At 58.9% G+C, this 16,587-nt stretch carries 14 protein-coding genes and 1 pseudogene; 4 read left to right on the forward strand and 11 right to left on the reverse strand.

The features are described 5' to 3' along the window. Window positions 1-410 precede the first annotated feature (410 nt). The 3 genes from NL64_RS10260 to NL64_RS10270 all read left to right on the forward strand — a co-directional run bounded on the left by NL64_RS10260 (window position 411) and on the right by NL64_RS10270 (window position 6,318). Entirely contained in the window at window positions 411-2,519 is a 2,109-nt protein-coding gene (locus tag NL64_RS10260) for a hypothetical protein (RefSeq protein ID WP_034148021.1), read from the forward strand. A gap of 719 nt (window positions 2,520-3,238) precedes the next feature. Continuing rightward, the gene (locus tag NL64_RS10265) at window positions 3,239-4,102 is read left to right on the forward strand and encodes a hypothetical protein (RefSeq protein ID WP_034148022.1); all 864 of its coding nucleotides are present in this window, start codon (window positions 3,239-3,241) and stop codon (window positions 4,100-4,102) included. Window positions 4,103-4,104: 2 nt separating this feature from the next. Further along, complete coding sequence (locus NL64_RS10270) at window positions 4,105-6,318, forward strand: UvrD-helicase domain-containing protein (RefSeq protein ID WP_034148023.1); 2,214 nt, start codon at window positions 4,105-4,107, stop codon at window positions 6,316-6,318. Window positions 6,319-6,397: 79 nt separating this feature from the next. Here NL64_RS10270 and NL64_RS29525 read toward each other — a convergent pair. Continuing rightward, window positions 6,398-6,556: pseudogene (locus NL64_RS29525) on the reverse strand (HU family DNA-binding protein); the annotation flags it as partial. Between the two features lie 683 nt (window positions 6,557-7,239). Here NL64_RS29525 and NL64_RS30095 point away from each other — a divergent pair. After that, the gene (locus NL64_RS30095) at window positions 7,240-7,512 is read left to right on the forward strand and encodes a hypothetical protein (RefSeq protein WP_155292744.1); all 273 of its coding nucleotides are present in this window, start codon (window positions 7,240-7,242) and stop codon (window positions 7,510-7,512) included. 136 nt (window positions 7,513-7,648) lie between these two features. On the opposite strand, the gene NL64_RS30580 is transcribed toward NL64_RS30095, so the two are convergent. From NL64_RS30580 to NL64_RS10330, 10 genes are all read right to left on the reverse strand, one after another. Continuing rightward, window positions 7,649-8,254, reverse strand: coding sequence for a hypothetical protein (locus tag NL64_RS30580; protein WP_253277082.1), 606 nt, complete (start codon window positions 8,252-8,254; stop codon window positions 7,649-7,651). Further along, window positions 8,251-8,823 carry a hypothetical protein gene (locus NL64_RS10290; RefSeq protein ID WP_034148024.1) on the reverse strand — a complete coding sequence of 191 codons (573 nt, stop codon included), beginning with the start codon at window positions 8,821-8,823 and terminating at the stop codon, window positions 8,251-8,253. Before NL64_RS10290 ends, NL64_RS30580 begins: the two co-directional genes overlap by 4 nt. Next, window positions 8,820-10,508 (reverse strand): DUF3987 domain-containing protein, encoded by a 1,689-nt coding sequence (locus tag NL64_RS10295; RefSeq protein ID WP_034148025.1) that lies wholly within the window; start codon window positions 10,506-10,508, stop codon window positions 8,820-8,822. Before NL64_RS10295 ends, NL64_RS10290 begins: the two co-directional genes overlap by 4 nt. Continuing rightward, window positions 10,505-11,575, reverse strand: coding sequence for a toprim domain-containing protein (locus tag NL64_RS10300; RefSeq protein ID WP_052321236.1), 1,071 nt, complete (start codon window positions 11,573-11,575; stop codon window positions 10,505-10,507). The genes NL64_RS10295 and NL64_RS10300 overlap by 4 nt, the downstream gene beginning before the upstream one ends. A 3-nt stretch (window positions 11,576-11,578) precedes the next feature. Further along, on the reverse strand, window positions 11,579-11,878 hold the full coding sequence (locus tag NL64_RS10305) for a hypothetical protein (RefSeq protein WP_034148026.1): 300 nt from the start codon (window positions 11,876-11,878) through the stop codon (window positions 11,579-11,581). Next, window positions 11,878-12,045 (reverse strand): helix-turn-helix transcriptional regulator, encoded by a 168-nt coding sequence (locus tag NL64_RS10310; protein WP_253277083.1) that lies wholly within the window; start codon window positions 12,043-12,045, stop codon window positions 11,878-11,880. Before NL64_RS10310 ends, NL64_RS10305 begins: the two co-directional genes overlap by 1 nt. Before the next feature lie 140 nt (window positions 12,046-12,185). After that, the gene (locus tag NL64_RS10315; RefSeq protein WP_034148028.1) at window positions 12,186-12,689 is read right to left on the reverse strand and encodes a hypothetical protein; all 504 of its coding nucleotides are present in this window, start codon (window positions 12,687-12,689) and stop codon (window positions 12,186-12,188) included. Further along, window positions 12,682-13,941, reverse strand: a complete 1,260-nt coding sequence (locus tag NL64_RS10320; RefSeq protein WP_034148029.1) for a tyrosine-type recombinase/integrase — start codon at window positions 13,939-13,941, stop codon at window positions 12,682-12,684. The genes NL64_RS10315 and NL64_RS10320 overlap by 8 nt, the downstream gene beginning before the upstream one ends. Window positions 13,942-14,150: 209 nt before the next feature. Continuing rightward, window positions 14,151-14,963 carry a YfaP family protein gene (locus NL64_RS10325; protein ID WP_034148030.1) on the reverse strand — a complete coding sequence of 271 codons (813 nt, stop codon included), beginning with the start codon at window positions 14,961-14,963 and terminating at the stop codon, window positions 14,151-14,153. 3 nt (window positions 14,964-14,966) lie between these two features. Next, window positions 14,967-16,586, reverse strand: a complete 1,620-nt coding sequence (locus NL64_RS10330) for a DUF2300 domain-containing protein (protein WP_034148031.1) — start codon at window positions 16,584-16,586, stop codon at window positions 14,967-14,969. Window position 16,587: the final 1 nt, after the last annotated feature.

Consider the following 16,587-nt stretch of genomic DNA (forward strand, 5'->3'; position numbering starts at 1 on the left):
GTGTTCGCCGGCCCCTTACACTCCATTCTCAGAAAGCCACTTGGTCACCTCCTCAATTGCCGCACATATGGCGTGCTGGTTATGCAGGAGTAGTGTGAGTGCATCTGCTGTGGCTATGTTGGCTTCAGAGTTATCTGACATGGGTATCGTCCTTGAGTAACTGGCTTGGGAAGACTACCTGAACTCGCCGATGAATCGATCCACTTTTGCAGGTTCGCTGACGCCTGGGCAACTACACCATCCATTGCATTCGACCGAACCAACCATCTGCGCGGGATTTGACCCATCCCCTTAGCAAACAATGACGGGCTGTGAACGAACCAAAGCGGCCCTACGCACTGCGTTCGATCTGTGGGTAGAATCCCTCCTTTCAACCAGCACGCGCCAGGCGCAGGAAAAGGGAGAACGCCTTGAGCGTGAAGATTAGCTTCGACAATGAACTGGCAGTTGCCTGCATCCCTCTGGCCGATTGGGCTCCGCCGCTGGTCGAACACCTGGGACGCTACTTTGAGGTCCGCGAGGGCATACTTCGGCTGGACTACGCCCACCTGTCTGCCGAGAACACCAGCGTTACGTCCAATTGGCTAAGGATGTCACTAACCGATTGTGAGAACTTTGTGTTCGAATTCAAGTACGCCGCACGGCAGGGGCCCATAGCACTGACCCTCGCAATCCTCGGGCACGGATCCACCGGGATCAAGGGTTCATCGTCTATCCTGGACGAGAATGCCTATGAATCTGCCGAGGAGGCCTTCAGGAAGGACGTGCTTCAAGGCGACTCCTGGGCCTTGCGCGAAACCATCATGGCGGCGATCGCGCCCCGTGAGATATGGGTGAGCTGGCTGCTTGATGCCGATTCATCTGACCGGTCTCGCTTTTTGGACGATCAAGAGATCATGGCGGCGCTGGTGACCAGTACATCGAAGGATGATTGCATCGATAGCCTTCAACTAGTCGCCCCCCGTCACGGTAGGAATAGCTGGGCCTTCGAGCAGTTGGTCGAGCAGCATTGGCAGCATGTACGCGACTACTTGGAGACCCATGTCGGCTCTTCAGGCTCAGAAGTGCCTAATCTCGTCTTCTCGCTGTTTGCGAACTCGTCGACGGTGCAGACGTCCCGGTGGGCCTGTGAGCAGGTTCTTGAACGAGCCGATCCGACGGTCTTTCCTCAACTGGTCCAACATTGCCACACGATCGTGGCGGACGATGTGCGCAACCTGTTCCAGCGCTGGCACACTCGTCCGAAGACAGAGAAGAAAGACAACTTTAAGGAATGCGTTGCCAAAGCCTGCTCGACGCTTATTAGTTTGTTGGCGGACACCATGCCCTCGGATCTAGCGCTTGCCGTGGTCTGGCACGGGTTCGGGGACTCAGCGCGATCCGGCCAGCAAAGCGTTGCTGCAGGTCTAAGAGAATTGCCTTCCGGGGCGTGGGACCGAGAGGCAGTGTGGAGCCAACTAGGCCCTGCCGCCCGCGAGGCTTGGCGGCAGGATCTTTTCGACCAGGTGAGGGAGGAGCCAGAGCTGGCACAGGGTCTCCTCGATTTCGCCTGCCTTTGGCTCGAGCAGACGGCGTTTGCCGAAGTCGAGCCGGTGCTACTGCGATTGATGGACGATGAGGATCACTTGGCTTTTGCGAACCGGCTCGCTAGCGTTGGTCCAAGACAGAAGCAGCTAAGGGCCAAGGGGCTGGTGCGGTCCGGGCAAGGTGCACTGGACTTGGAGGCGCCGGTAGGCCAGGGCGAGGATGCCTATGTGCTACCCAGCGTCGGCGCACAAACCTGGCTGGGCGACCCATCCGTGGAGCGCCTCATCCATAGGGCTCTCAGCCAGATCGAGGAAGAGTTTTGCCGCGAGTTTCTGGCGACATGGGGAGAGGACGAGGAGGCCCATACGGCACGCCTCCTGGCCCTTACGAAGGGGGCAATTGACAACGCGAGCCGCCAGTTGCACCAGCTCTCGGCCACGACGCGGGGTACGTATCCGAGCCTATCGGTGAAGGTGCGCCAGCCTAGCAAGCGGGAGGAAGGGGCCAGCACGCCTGCCGGGGCTCCTCTGGGGGCGGATGTGCTGTTCCTGACCCGTATAGTGGACGAGGGCAAAACGGTGATCCAGCGGGCCACCCTTGTGCAGGTGAAAAAGCGCAGCGGCACTGTGTCGGGGAAGGGCTTCAGTTCGACCATAGGCATCGACCTGAAGCAATGCGAGGACATGCTCACGCAGTCAGAGCACGCCTACTACTTGTTCGCGACGCCGGCCTCGGCGCGCCGGACGCTTTGGGTTGCCCCGGCCCGGCTTGTCAGGAACTTGACCCAGCTGCACACGAGCAAGGCCTCGGTCGTGGCGACTCAGGTGCGGGACGCTAGCTGCTCCTATGCAGATTTTTTTCTTCACGACCTAGTGGGCCTGTGGGCTGGCGACGAAGATGAGGGCATCGTCGCCGTTGCCAACGGCAATCCCCGGCTTGGGCGAACGCCTCGCCACATCGTCGAGATCGAGGTTCGCCGCCAATCGGGTTGATGGTCCCGGCATTGGGCCGTGCTGCCAGTGCACTCCGCCCCGACTTCCATTGGCTCTAAGGAGTCGCGGGTTACGGCGGTGGAAATATCCATTTGTGACAATCTCCATGTCGGAGCCGTTCGGAGGCAAGCGCTCTGTATTGAGCGACTGCTGATTGTCGAACGTCTTGTGATGGGCGTAGCGGATGCTCGGACTGTAGTTGAGGAATGACTCAGTTCAGCCTTCTCCGGGCATTCAAATATGCAAAGTGATCTTCCGGTTTGGGTCAAAAGCGGTCCGCCGGGATTGACTGCTTATGGCCGTTCTCTGCCGATCTTGGCGACAATGCGTGCCTAGTCAAGCTCGACGCAATCGGTGGTCAGAACGAATGCAAAAGACTGGTCAGGTCGAACGCAAGCGGGTGTTCAAGTAGAGTGCAATTTCGCACTAATCCAATGAGTGGAGCAGTGCCTTCAATTTTCCTCAAACTGGTTTTAAGTGAAGCGTTTCGGGCGTACTGAGACGGTTAGGGGAGTGGTCTGTGCAGGTCCTGCAGTTGAGCCGTGAGCATGCGGATAGCGGCGGCGACGTGATGAAGCGTCAGGACTAGTCGAGCCAATCTCGGCACGCGGTTTGCTAGCTCTCGGGTTCGCAGCCTGCTGCCGGAATTCTAGGCGATTTGCCAGCATCTAACATGGCTTGTCAAAATGGCTCATTGATCCTTTCAGAGGCGCGTTTACATGCTGGGTTTTTTCACGCAGATCGAAGACACGGAGGAGGTGCGCCAAGGCGACATCATCCGCAAGGTGAATCCCACGAACGGGGAGACCGAGACGCTGGGGATCGTGATAACGGCCGATTGCGACATTGCTCAGCGCAAGGCGGGTAACCGCTATACGTGGCTGGAAATTGTGCCCATGACAGCCTATGTGGAAGGTCCCTGGGCTCAGGAGCAGCTGCGAAAGCTCTCGGAAAAGCGTTCCAAGGGAATGCTGGAATATCTGAACGGCCAGATCCGCAAACGGGATCTTGGTCTTACAGCGCTGACTCATGAGAACCTGGTGCTATGGCTGCGCAGTAAGTCTGCCGAAGAAATCTTGGAGAGCGTCACCGTCAAATCCCCTGCCGCAGATGACAAGCAGCTACGCAACCTACAGGCCTTCGCGCTGACGGTGAGCTCCGACGAAACCCAGACCGCTTTCAGCCGGTTGAAAGGCGCCTGGAACCTCTACGGTACAGACGAAAAAACCCAGCAGGACTACGTACGAGATGCCTTCAAGGACAGCGGTGGCTTCCAGGATTATTTCGTGCTCCCGGAGCTGCCTCGGCAGAGCGGTCTGGGTTTTGTGGTGATGCTGCGCTCTATGTGGTCCATTATGGCCTCAGACTTGTACTTCACCGAGCAGGATGCGCGCATCCATGACCACCCGGACGCATTCCATCGCGTAGGGCGCCTCAACGATGGCATACGTTTCTCGATCACACAAAAGCTCGCATTCTTGTTTTCCCGTATCGGTATGCCTACGACCTTCGAATCCGCCTGCGAGACGGCGACTGAGCTTACGGTCGAGGAATTCTTCAAGAAAAAAGTCCAGGAGGCATGACGATGACGACGACCGTATCCGCACTTGTAGTTGACCAGAAGGCGATCAGCATTCTGGACCGGGCGTTCGTAGAGGATGCTTGGCTGCAGAAGTTCGAAGTGCCACAGAACTCCGATGGGCTTCGCCGTGTGGAGGCGAATGGCATCGTCTACCTGCTATCCGAAAATGCCGAACTCGAAGACGGCTACCTGGTAATCAACACTGGTATTTTCGGGCCTGCTGCAGGCCTTGCCAGGCTATGCACCGCCTTTGAGCGAGTGATCCGTGTCGCGTTGCGCCACTTCGATCGCAGCATAGCTATCCCTATCCAGTGGCAGCCTTATCACGCCGGGTCTCGACTTTCGGTTTTCGCACAGGCTTCCCGAGCCGCCCTGCAGCGAATTTACTTTGATCAATCGCCGGACGGCACCGGCAATCTCTACGCGTTTGCTGTTACTAGCAACCCTGCTGAGTTGGATGGAGTGCCAGAAGACGATGCGCTGTATCAGCTCGCAATCGAAGGTATCCCCGATGCCCTACTGACCGACGCCCCTCCGCCTCCCCAAGTTGGTAACTTCGGAGTCCTACTGTCGGAGACCCTGGGTGTCCGGCTGGCGAGTGCGGGAACACTGGAGGAGTGGTATCTGCATCGTTTGAACCGTGAGCAACGTGAATTTGTCGATCGACCGCATGACCGGCCGGTGCGATTGCGTGGTGCAGCCGGTACCGGCAAGACACAATCGATGGTCGTGAAGTGCCTGCGCGATCTCTACGCTGACACAGACGGGAATAAAACCTTCGCTTTCCTTACCCACAGCTCAGCATTGGCCCACACAGTCGTGCGTGGCATGCTCCACGCACTTGACCCCACTGAACGCTGGACATCGTTGAAATGCTCCTACGAGCAGCCCAGGCTTTGGATCGGTACGATCTACGAGCTGGCACAGGAGAAGTTAGGTTACGAGAAAAAGGGCCTGAGGCCCTTGTCGCTGGACGGTCGTGAAGGGCGCGAATACCAGCGGATGCTCATTGAGCAGGCCATCGACCAGGTCCTGAAAGATGCTCGTATTGTTTTTGACCTTTTCCCCGGCTGTCCTGACTTCCAGAAGCGTTTGGTGAATCACGGGGCCGACGCCACACTCATTGACGAACTCATGAACGAGTTCGCCTGTGTGCTTGACCTGGAGTCGATCAAGAAGGACACCACCGAAGGCAACCGTTATGCGCGTGGGGGCTCTAGAGAGCTCTGGCAGATGGTTCTGCCCAACGAAGCCCACCGGCGCGTGGTGCTGGAGATTCATGACATCTACCGGGCGCTACTGCGTACTGAGCAGATGCTGAGCATGGACCAAATGATCGCCGACTTCGATCGGTACATTGGTACCCATGAATGGGGGGCGCTGCGGGATCGCGATGGCTTTGACCTGGTGTTCGTCGACGAATATCACTACTTTACCCGCGCCGAGGCCATGTTGCTGCACAACCTGTTCAAGACGCGGGCGCAGGTTTCCGGCCGATGGCCCTTACTCATGGCCTACGACATAAAGCAGGCCACAAACGACGTCGCCATCAGCGGTGGAATGGAGAGATTCCGTAACCCGGGCGTTGGGGAGTCTGTATTGACTGAGCTTAAGCAGGTCTACCGGTCAACGCCGCAGATCACCGCGCTCCTGCGCGACCTGGACGCCTCTTTCCCAGCCATGGATTTGGAGGGCGAGTACGCGACTTACGTGGCCGAGTCGCAGCAGGAAAATGGCGAAACGCCGACCCTGACCATATACGATACCGATATCAACTTGATCGACGGCGTCCTTGACCAGGCCATCCGCAGAGGGCGTAGCATTGACGGTGGCGGTAGCCAGGTGGCAGTGCTCTGCCTGAATGAGGCGCTATTCGACAAGATTCGTGTTGCCGGGCGGGTACGGGAAAGAGTCGTGGCGATAACCACCCGCGAAGACCTCAAGGAGTTACGCAACGCCAAGAACAAGTGCGTCTTCAGCATGCCAGAATTTGTGGCAGGGTTGCAGTTCGACACTGTATTCCTCATCCATTCGGATAGCGCGGACTATGACGAAGACCAAGGCCAGGGCTCGCGCCGCCGATACGTGTCACGCGTCTACCTCGGAGCCAGCCGGGCAGCGCGCAAGGTCCTGATATCGAGCTCTAAGGAGCACGGCGGGCCCAGCCAACTGTTGGCCGCCCCGCTGGCCAACGGAACGTTGCAGCGCGTTAACTGACGTTCCTCGAGCCGATATATTGTTGACAAGCAAAAGGGCCCGCTCGGGCCCTTTTGTTTTTTCTGGCGCGGTGTTGCAGTCAGTTCACCGAGTCCTTGAGGTTTTTGCCGGGCTTGAACGAGGGGACATTGGCGGCCGGGATCTTGATCGTTTTACCGGTTTGCGGGTTGCGACCGGTCCTGGCCGATCGCGCACGAACTGAGAAGGTGCCGAAGCCAACGAGCGGAACGTCATTCCCGCGCTATCGCGCGATCGGCTTCGGATTGACTCATGCTGGTGCGTTCGGCGACGTCGTTAATAACCAATTTTTCAAACATCTGATTCGCGTTGCATAAGTCACTGGCCGTTTGCCGGAGCGTGATGTGATGTTGTTGTGGCTGACTCAACCGACTGGTATTCGCGCCACCGAGCTGGCCTTGCTAGAGGTGGCTGACATGTTGTATCCCAGCGGTACCATAAAGCACGAGGTGTAATTGCGTGCAGCATCATTGGGCTGCAGACGCGCAATGTATACCTTACTCATGCACGTTGCCTTGCCGCACTCGATGCGTGGTTTGAAATGCGATTACAGCGCCGTTGGGGGCTTTCCGGCGCCGAGGAGTACCGTGGATTTCGCCCAGGATCAAAACTGCTCATGACACATGACGGACAGGCCTTAGAGCTCGAGTTCAAACATCGGCAGTTGGACGGCAGACCAGATGTTTATCGGGCCTGTGATGCCCTGCAGCAGAGGAGCACCAGACTTTACCGTCAGGCTGCTATCATTTGGCGCCCCCATCAGCGGTGTCGTCATATCCCCAGCGCAGGTTTTTTAGGTGCACCTCAGGTACTACACATAACAAGACAAAATGGGACGGACGAGTCTTGATTTCAGGGCTTAGGAAATGTGTTTTTCGTTGCACTTTGTCGGGATAACTCAAAGTGATACGCACCAATAAACTCGGGGCAGGTAGGGGGCGTCTGCTTAGAGGACATATCTCGAATGACTGGCAGCCTTACGAGCTGGACGCTCAATGGCTGCTGACTCGCGAAGGCGAATTTTGGGATTGCAAACTGGAAGGTGAACGCGAGTCCTACCCGGTGTTCCAAGGCGATGTGGTCGATTACATTCGGGACGAAATACTCGGTCGAGCCAACGACTGGAGCAATGAACGGGTTCGGCGCTACTTAGCGCGCCGTCATGAGGTGGATTGAGAGTAAACGCCATCCTTGGCGCTTCGCTCAGTCCAGAATCTCGCGACGAATCTTGTCCTGCTCTCGCAGCTCTTCGGCCAGGTCTCGCAGCAACGGCCTCATCCCGCCATCCCATGCATTGCGCGATGCAACAGCCTTACCCTCGGCGCTTCGCGGTCCGGTGCTTTGTTCCCAAGGTCGCCATTGCCGGATCAGCTTCGCCTGCCGTGCCCGTCGCTCGGGTGTCCAGCCGTTCGCCATGCTCAACCTCCAATAGTTCGTTCTGCGCTTTTTTGGTTTTCCGCGCGCGCGCGGGCTTCTCTTGGATGCCGTTGTTGACCTGGACCTGATTGCCGATGTTCGCCTGCTTCACGAAAGCGATCTGCTTGGGAGCTTTAAGTTCGCCCAGTGTCTGCAAGGTAGCCCTGGCCTGGTTCTGGGCCTTGAGTGCGAGACGCATGTAGGACTCCAGCCCGTCCATGTTTTTAGACGACAGTGCCCGACTCGCAAGATGCACGAATAGAGCATCCAGAGAGTGCGCTTGCGACACCAACATGTCTTCTGCTCGGGTCATGTCGCCGCGGTTGATTGCAGTCGTCTGTCGACCCAGTTCGAGGACAACCTCGGGGAACGGCGTCTTGCCGAGCAGGTTACTGCTGACAAGTAATGCGGCGTTCAGGCACTCCGGAGTCAGGTAATTGCGGGCATTGGCCTTTTCCTCATTCTCCTCAATTACAAACTTCACTTCCGGGGCATCGTTCATTTGCTCGCCTCCATCGGGGTGTTGGTATAACGCTGGCGCAGATCAACGCCAGACGCGCAGTAACGACCAATTGCCGCATAACAGTCAGGGCAACTCATCCAGTGGTTGTTGTACGCCGCAGCAGCATCTCGCCATGCCTTTGACGCCGTAGCGGCGGTGCGGATGATGTGCTGCGACTTAACTTCCTCCACGGCGTGGACCTCGACCGATTGCTCGACCCGCTGCGGCCGGCCGATCCACGCCGGGCTAGCGCGGATGATGTCGGCCACCAGCACGACGTCCGCATCGGCCAGCTCGACAAGGTCGTGTGACTCCAAATGCCCCTCTTCCAGCAGTACGGCAGGACAGGTCTCAAGCAGGCGTGCGACACGGGAAAGCCAGGCGCTCGACGGGACAGGATCGTTAGCGGCGTTCAGTGCGGCGATGATCTCGACCTTGTGTGCAGCCAGTTCGGCCTGCAGTTCTGCGGGCGGCTCGAAGTCAGCACGCAGTTTGAGACGACCCTCCTGACTGACCGCCATCTCGACGCCCGCCACGCTAGCACGGTGCATCAGCTCGGCGGCGCTCACAGCTCCCGCTCCCAAGGCTGTTCGCTACGCGTGTTTGCGAACGCAGGGAGCTGCGGATTCTGCGGATTCTGCGGAAGGCCTTGAAATTTCTTGGCTTCAGCGTGCGGAAGATCTGCGGAAGTTTGCGGAAGCTCTGCGGATGCTGGATGGGTTGCGCGGGGGAACCGTGCAATTTCCGCAACTTTCCGCATATCTTCCGCAGTCGTATAACCGCGCGGTTTCTGGGTTTCCGCAGAATCCGCAACTTCCGCAAGGGGGTTGATCCTGAATTGCTTGCCGTCGCTGCTCAGCAGGTGGTGATACTTCAACAAAACGGCCAGCACCTTGTCGCGCACCTTGGCCTTACGAACCGCAGGCGGCCCAGACTTGCCCAGATCATTGACATGAAACACTTGCCACTTTGCCGCGTGCTTAGGGTCGCGCAACCAGCTCATCAGTTCAGCGGCGCGCTTCAGCTCCGGATCAACCGCGCCTGCATCGATGTAGCGCGACCACTCGGAGAGGGAGTAGCGCGCCAGCATGCAAGCGCGGCGCATGCAGTCGGCATCGATATGCTTAACACCCTCAAAACAGCCGAGCACGGCAGCCAGGCGCAACGCCTGCTCGGCGCAGCGGGCGGCGAACTGCTTCAGGTCAGCGAACATTCCGAGCGGCCCGCGCTCGCGTTCGATCTCGTTGCGGAAGTCCACCCATACCTGTTTAGCCTCTTCATCAGGCGCCAGAACGGGCGGGGCGACCTCGCCGGTTTCTGGGTCGATATACTCCGGGCTGGCGGCGATCTTTTTAAGCCACGACCAGTACGTTTTCAGACGCGGGTCTGCGTAGGCGTTGCGCTTCAGCGAATCAACGGTGATCAAGCAGTTGCCGGCCAGACTATCCGGCGCGGCGAGCAGGAAGCGCGCAAGAAAGCCCTGCCCGACCAACAGAGGATTGCTCAGTGCCTCCTTCACGACCACCGATTGCACCATCAGGCGAATGCTCAGGCGGCGGTTGTCAGCCACGCCGGAGCCTTCCAGGTTGCTGCGCGAGCGGGTGCGCTCGAACTTCCCTGAGGAATAGACTGTAGTCAGGCCGCCGAGGGTCGCGGCCACGGTGTCAGCCTTGAGCGAGTGACCACAGAGCATTTGCCCGCCTTCGTCCGTGTCCCAGCTTGCAGCAGACTTGCCCCGGATGAAGTCACCGACCAACGGCTCGTAAGTCGCATCGCTGTATTGGGTCTTCGGGTCGGGCGGCAGCGGGTTTGCCGCCAGGAACTCTTCACGCGCCTTGCCTTTCAGGCCGGCAGCCATGGCCTCAATCTTGGCGCAGGCTTGGCGGTGGCGGGCACGCGCCTCCTTCTCCGCTTCGTCAATCGTCTTGAAGGCCAGCTCACGCGCGATCGACTTGCCCTCCCCCGAATCGAACAGCGACAGCATGAACAGCATGCAGGGCGCACCTTCCGGCTTACCCAGGGGGTGCCAAGCGTTGACACGCGTCTGCGCCAGATGCGTGATTGCGCCGACAATGCATTGCCCAGCGATGGCGGCAGGCACCATTGCATGCTCGACAATCGCCTCGACTGCGCCGCGAAGGATGTCGGGCAGAGCGTCCAAGGGATAGGGCGTCGGCGGCACGACGTCCGGCAGCAGCGGCTTAGGTGCCGACACTACCGGGGCCTGAACTTCGGTCATCAGGGAGTCGTTCATACCCGGCCCTCCCGCCAGACGGCCAAATCGTTGAAGTCGGAGAAATGCCGCGGCGCATCCTCCGGCCAGGCTGGCAGGACGTACCCGCAGCTGAGCATCGCAGCCGCATGGACGGCCGCCACCTTGCCCGTGTTGGGCTTGCCCTCGACTTCCTTGGCGCGGTCATCGTCGCCGCCGACGATCAGCACGGCATCGGGATAGCTGTGCTTCAGCTCTAAGCCAGCCGGCAGCAAATTGCCGGCGTTCATTGCAGCGGCGACCGGCTTGCCGGTCTGCTCGTGAAGCGTGGCAGCCGTGGCGATACCTTCGACGATGAACAGCTCGACGCCGGGCTCGATACGCCCGAACAGGCAATAGCAACCGGTGATCCGGCCACCCTGAAGGAAAAGCTTGTTGCCATTGACCTTGATGCGCTGAAGGCTTACCAATTCGCCGCGCCAGTAGATGGGAACCAGTAACTCGCTGCCGAGCTGGCGCAGATGGTGGGGTTTGATGCGCTTGCGGGCCAGGTACGGATGGTTGAGATCAGCCGGCCCGGCGAGTGCCCAGTCGCAACGTGCACGAGCGGCGGCCTGCTCCCACTTGGCCCGCATTTTTTCATCGTCTTGCTGCTTACGCTGCTCACACTGGCGGGCGTAACGCTGCCGCGCGACCTCCTCGGCGAGCAGGTCACGCTCGTGGTCATCTCCGAACGGCAGCCCCAGTTGCCCGGCGATAATGCGAGCGGCATCGATCTGCCGGCAGCCACGCAGGTAGGCCAGCAGCGAAACGAGGTCGCCACCTTTATCGCCGCTGGCGAAGTCGTGCCATTTGCCGGTGTGACAGTCGATGCTGAACGACCCGGGCGTGCGGTCACCGCGCACCGGATTGATTGCCCAATACTCTTTGCCCTTGCGAGTGCCATCCGGCAGCCAGTCGGCCAGCAGATTGTCGGCAGCGAGCAGAGCCGCATCAGCGATGCGCTGAAACTCAATATGGATCGGCATCAGTGCAAACCCGCCAGCGCCGACTTTCTTCAGGCCGAACGCTACCGCCCCGCGTTGATTCGTGGGTTGTTGGGTACGCATGGGTTACTCCTCCTGCGGGGTCAGGAAGTCACCGAACACCACGTATTCGGACGGAATGTTATCGCTGCAAATATAACCATCAAGCAGCGAGTGGATCTCGTCGTAGATGAAGCTCTGACGATCCTCGATACGGTGGCCGGTATTGGTCATCACCGCCCACAAGACCAGCCAGTACAGAGCGAACTGCGCCGTTGTAATCAGAAGGGGGAAGACGGATTCACCAAGGAGCAGGCGGTTGACCGGACTGACAATCTGGCCGCGGGTGCGGGTACGTAGCCGGCAAAGGGAGTGGTCGTTTTTCATTACTGGCGAACCCCCAATTGCTCGGCAATCCACGCCTCGACTTCCAGAGAATCCCAGCCGACCGCATGAGCGCCAGCGATGCGGCGGGATTTCGGGAAACGGCCATCCTTCATCAAATCGTAAATCGTGGTGCGACCCAGGCCGGTTTTAGCCTTCAACGTTGTCATGCGCCAGATACAGCGGGGAGATTGTACTGTTACGGTCATCGTCGTTATCTCTGGAGCCACCTCGTAGTGAAGCGGACGATGCCTAAACTATGTGAGCGAAACAGAGGGAGCTAAACCACTAAATCGGAGCATTTAATGGTTTAACCTTCGAAGCCATCCAGCAGGCCATGAAGCTCGGTATCGATAAGTTTCTCAGCGTCGTCTCGATGCTTCTCCAGTGCGCGATGTACTTGGCGCTCCGAAACCCCATAGCGGTCAGCGACATCGTTGCAGGCTGCTTCCCAGCCAAGCCCGTCTCTTATAAGGAGTACAACAGCTGCTGATAGGCCGAAGTCCCGCTCAATTTTGCTGGCGTCCTCTGGGCGTCCACGTCCTCGACGCAGTAGCAGCGTTGCATCCTCCTTACCGGCTGTTCGCTCCAAGGTTTGCTTGAAAACCTCCGTGATATAGCGCGTGAACACACTCGTGTCATATGGCAGACCAGCGGTCATTTGTTCGAGGAAGCACTCGATCAGGCATCGCTCTGCGTAAGTCTCGCCATCCAGCGCGCACAAAAGCCCCACTTCAAGGTCATCAGGTGTTGCGTCTGCCCACTTAGGTCCTTGTTGCTCTTGATTCAAATCGAGTTCGGTATGCTTAGTCATGGATTATTTTCCGAATCGGAACGACGTTATGTGCTGGTTGTTTGGTCGCGTAGTTTGCCCAATCGTCCATAAGGGCGCGACGCTTCTTGATGAAGTCGGATCGGGAGTAAGCAGCCTCGGTCTGATCGCGCTCATCGTGAGCCAAAGCCAGCTCGCAGATTTCTCGAGGATAGTTGGTGCACTCGTTTGCCCAGTCGCGAAAGCTCGCCCGGAAGCCATGTCGAGTAATATCGGCATGGTCGAGACTATGTAGCAGGTTGCGAATGGCGTTAGCGTGCATGACGCCGGTTTTTCCTTGGCCAGGGAATAGATATGGGCTGTCCTCAGTGATGGATGGCATCGACTGCAGCAGCTGGAGAAGCTCGACAACCTGGGGAGCTAGGGGAATATCGAAGGCTTGACGCATCTTCATGCGCTCGGCGGGCAGAGACCAGACACCACCCTGCAAATCAAATTCCGCCCAAGTGGCAAGCCGGACCATCTGCGCACGTGCGCCGGTCAGGATAAGCAGGCGAGCTGCCATGCCGGCGCGCGTCTCGCTCTGCACCAGCTTGACCATAAGCCCCGGTACGTCGCCCCAGTGCATAGCAGGAAAGTGCTGACGCTTGCGAGCCTTCTTCTTCTCAGCCTTACTTAGCAGATTATCCAGGTGTCCGCGCCAGCGCGCTGGATTGTCCCCATCGCGCAGGCGGCGGGCCTTGGCCGCGTCCAATACCTGTTCAATCTGACCGCGCACTTCATCGGCGGTACGGGTCTTGGTCGCCCAGATCGGCTGCAACACCTTCAAGACGTGCTCGACTTGAATGTCGCTGGTCGACAGCTTGCCGATAACGGGGAAGGCGTATAGCTCCAACTTTCGCAGCCAGCCTTTACGCCATTTCTCGGACCAGTCAGTGCCGTGGGCGTTCCGGTATTCGGTCGCCAACGTCTCGAAAGTCACACCTCGCGCCTGTGCCTGTCGTTCAGCTTCACGCTTGGCTTCTCGCTCGGCATCCCGGGTGGCAAGAGGATCACCTCCAGCAACCAAAACTTTTCGTTGATCTGCGGCCAGTTCGCGAGCCTTCGCAAGGGTAACGGTTGGATAAGGGCCTAAGCCCATCTCACGGCCTTTGCTCGCCAGTTTGTAACGGAAAATCCAGCTGGGTACTCCGGCTTTGCTTATCTGGAAATACAAACCATCGCCGTCGTTGGTTTTTCCTGCATCTCCAGATTTAACAAGTGATTCGATTGCCTTAATTGTCAGCTTGCCCATAAAGTCCCCATCATTCCGACCCACACCTTGACCCACACCTTAATCGCGGTTTACAGCGTTCGATGTCGGACATATCTGGACTGATAGTAGGCTTAAACCCTTGTAAAATCTAGACTTATAGAACACCCACGAAAAACCTCGGACCACAAAAATGCCGGCCACAAGCCGGCTTTTTAATGCCTGACAGAAACGTAATCCGGCAATGACACTCACGGATAACTAAACCCCTTAACCAACGTCAACTCCCCCACCGCTCGCATCGGCACCAGAAACGTCTCCATCTTCTCGCTCGGCGTGCCCTCCTCGGTTATCACCGTCACCTGCGCGGTGGTCAGCGGTTGAACCGCCTCTTCCTGCCCTTCTTCATCACTGCGATACCCGCCGCCAAAGTAATTCACATACACCAGATACTGACCCTTCATCGGCGCCGGCATGGCGAAGATTTCCGGGCCGTAACCGGTGGTCACGTCGACGTCGAGTGCAGCGCCATTGGGCGCGACGCGGTCGCCGTACCAGATGTGGGCACCGTCGGGGGTGATCAGGTGTAGATCCAGATCGGTGCCATCGCTGTCCCACGCCAGCAACACGCGCAATTTCGCCGGTGTTGAGCCACCGCTGGCATTTAAAAACTGAACACGACGGCGTTGTTGGCCATCGGGACTGCGGACTTCAACGCTGTTGCTGCCGTTGGGGAATGAAAACGGCCGATCAAAGCGGCCGGTCGGGTCGATTTTCAGCGGCATGCTGACACCGTTCACAATCAACCGACCGGGCTCTTCAGATTTAGGTACGGCTTTGATCTGCCCGGCGATGCGTGCGGTGTTGGCCTGCCCTGCCGGGGTGTTCACCGATGAAGCGGGGTAGTTGACGGTTTGGCGAAAACGTTCGCCTTCACCTTCGGGCGTGCCAGTACGCCAGCCGCCGGCAGGGGTATCCAGTTTGACGCTGTCGGCAGCCATTGCCGGCGATACCACGGCGAACGTGCAGAGCAACAACAAGACCGTCGGATAACGAAGTGTCATGGTCTATTCCAGCAAAAGTTGACGGGCGAGCCCTTCGATGTAGGTTTCATCCTGGCCGTTGGGGTGTGCTTCGAAGGCAAGGTGCAGGTATTCGTGAGTCAGGTCGAGGCGGTCTTGCAGCGAGAGCACGCCGCGCACGTAGATGCGCTGGCGTTCGCGATCGACATAGGGACGACCGAAGGTCAGGCGGCAGACGGCGAAGGTGCTGACTTCGTTGTAGCCGGTTTCGCTTTCCAGCCGTGGGCGCCAGCCACGGCGCTGCTTCTGCAGCCAGTCCTGGGCGGCGGGCAGTGCTTCGCAGGAGGCGACGGGATTGTCCCAGCGACTGAGGCTGGCGCGCGGGTAAGCGTGCAGGAGAATGGCGTCGTAGCGCTGACCGGCGTTGGCTTGCTCGACCGCTTGCTGCCAGGACAATTTGTCCGGGCCTGCTTGATCTGAATGGTAGGTGACGGTGCTGCCGGCCAACACCAGGTCGCTGGTCCACGCAGCAATGCGGCGGGCTTCTGCGGAGGCCGGGCGCGGGGCGACGCGCTGACGGCTGCTGCTGTCGTCGATGCTCAGGCAGTCGCCGTTGCGGGTGGCGTTTTGCAGGAGGTAGGTGCGGACTGCAACGGCCAGGGCTTTGGCAGCCTCGGCCGGTTCCGGTCTGGCTTCACGCTGGAGCACACGCGCGACGTACTCTTCGCGGTCCAGGCGGGCGACGAGCTTGTCATTCAACAAGAACAGCTCGCCGTCACTGTGGATATCGAGTTGATTGCCGTTGGTGAATTCGACGCGGTAATCGCCCTGTAATGGCCCGTCAGAAACCACACGATCTCCCGCTACAACGCGCCCGATCGGATAGCGGGAAAACAATCCGACTTCGACACAACGCCCCGTCTCCGCCGGCCAACCTGTCGGCAACACCGTTGCCAACGCCGCACCATAATGACGAAGCACCATTTGACTGGTGCCACGCCCACCGGCCCAGATTGGAGTGCCATCCGCCGTCCAACCGGCAAATCCGCCCTGACGTGACGATGGATCCTGATCCCCCAACCAGCTCCAGGTTTTCACCCGCAACCCGCCGCCCAGTTCGCCCACCACGTTGCCGTCGGCGGCATTGAGCACCACGTCCAGCAACACTCGCCGCGCCTGATCCTGCGCGGGCATCAATGCCAGCTCCCGTAACAATCCAGCCACCGACACGCGCGTCGAAGGCTGTAAAGATGGCAAATCCAGCAACCACTCCGGCGCCTGTCGCGCTTGCCAATAGCTGCGCCAGTCAGCACCGGTAATGCCCAAGCGTGCCGGCTCAAAGTACAAGCCGCACGACTTCACCAACGCCTGACCGCGCTCGATCTTGCCACCCGCGGTGCAGCAATAAACCTCTTCCTTCGACTGCCCGCGACATTCGTAAGGTGCCTCATGAGCCCCGGTATCCACCAGCCAAGCGTAAACGAACAACTTCCACAAACTGCCCAATGGCGCCTGCACATCAGCCGCCAACGGCTCGCGTGAAATCACCTGGGTCCGGCTCAACGACAGCAATTCACCTTTGAAACCCAGCCGCAGCGGCTCCTCCTGCGCCGTGGCCAGCGCAGGAATCAAACACAGCAGCCAACAGACCAGAGGCCGAAACATG

The organism is Pseudomonas fluorescens (assembly GCF_000802965.1).
Taxonomy (GTDB): Bacteria; Pseudomonadota; Gammaproteobacteria; order Pseudomonadales; family Pseudomonadaceae; genus Aquipseudomonas; species Aquipseudomonas fluorescens_A.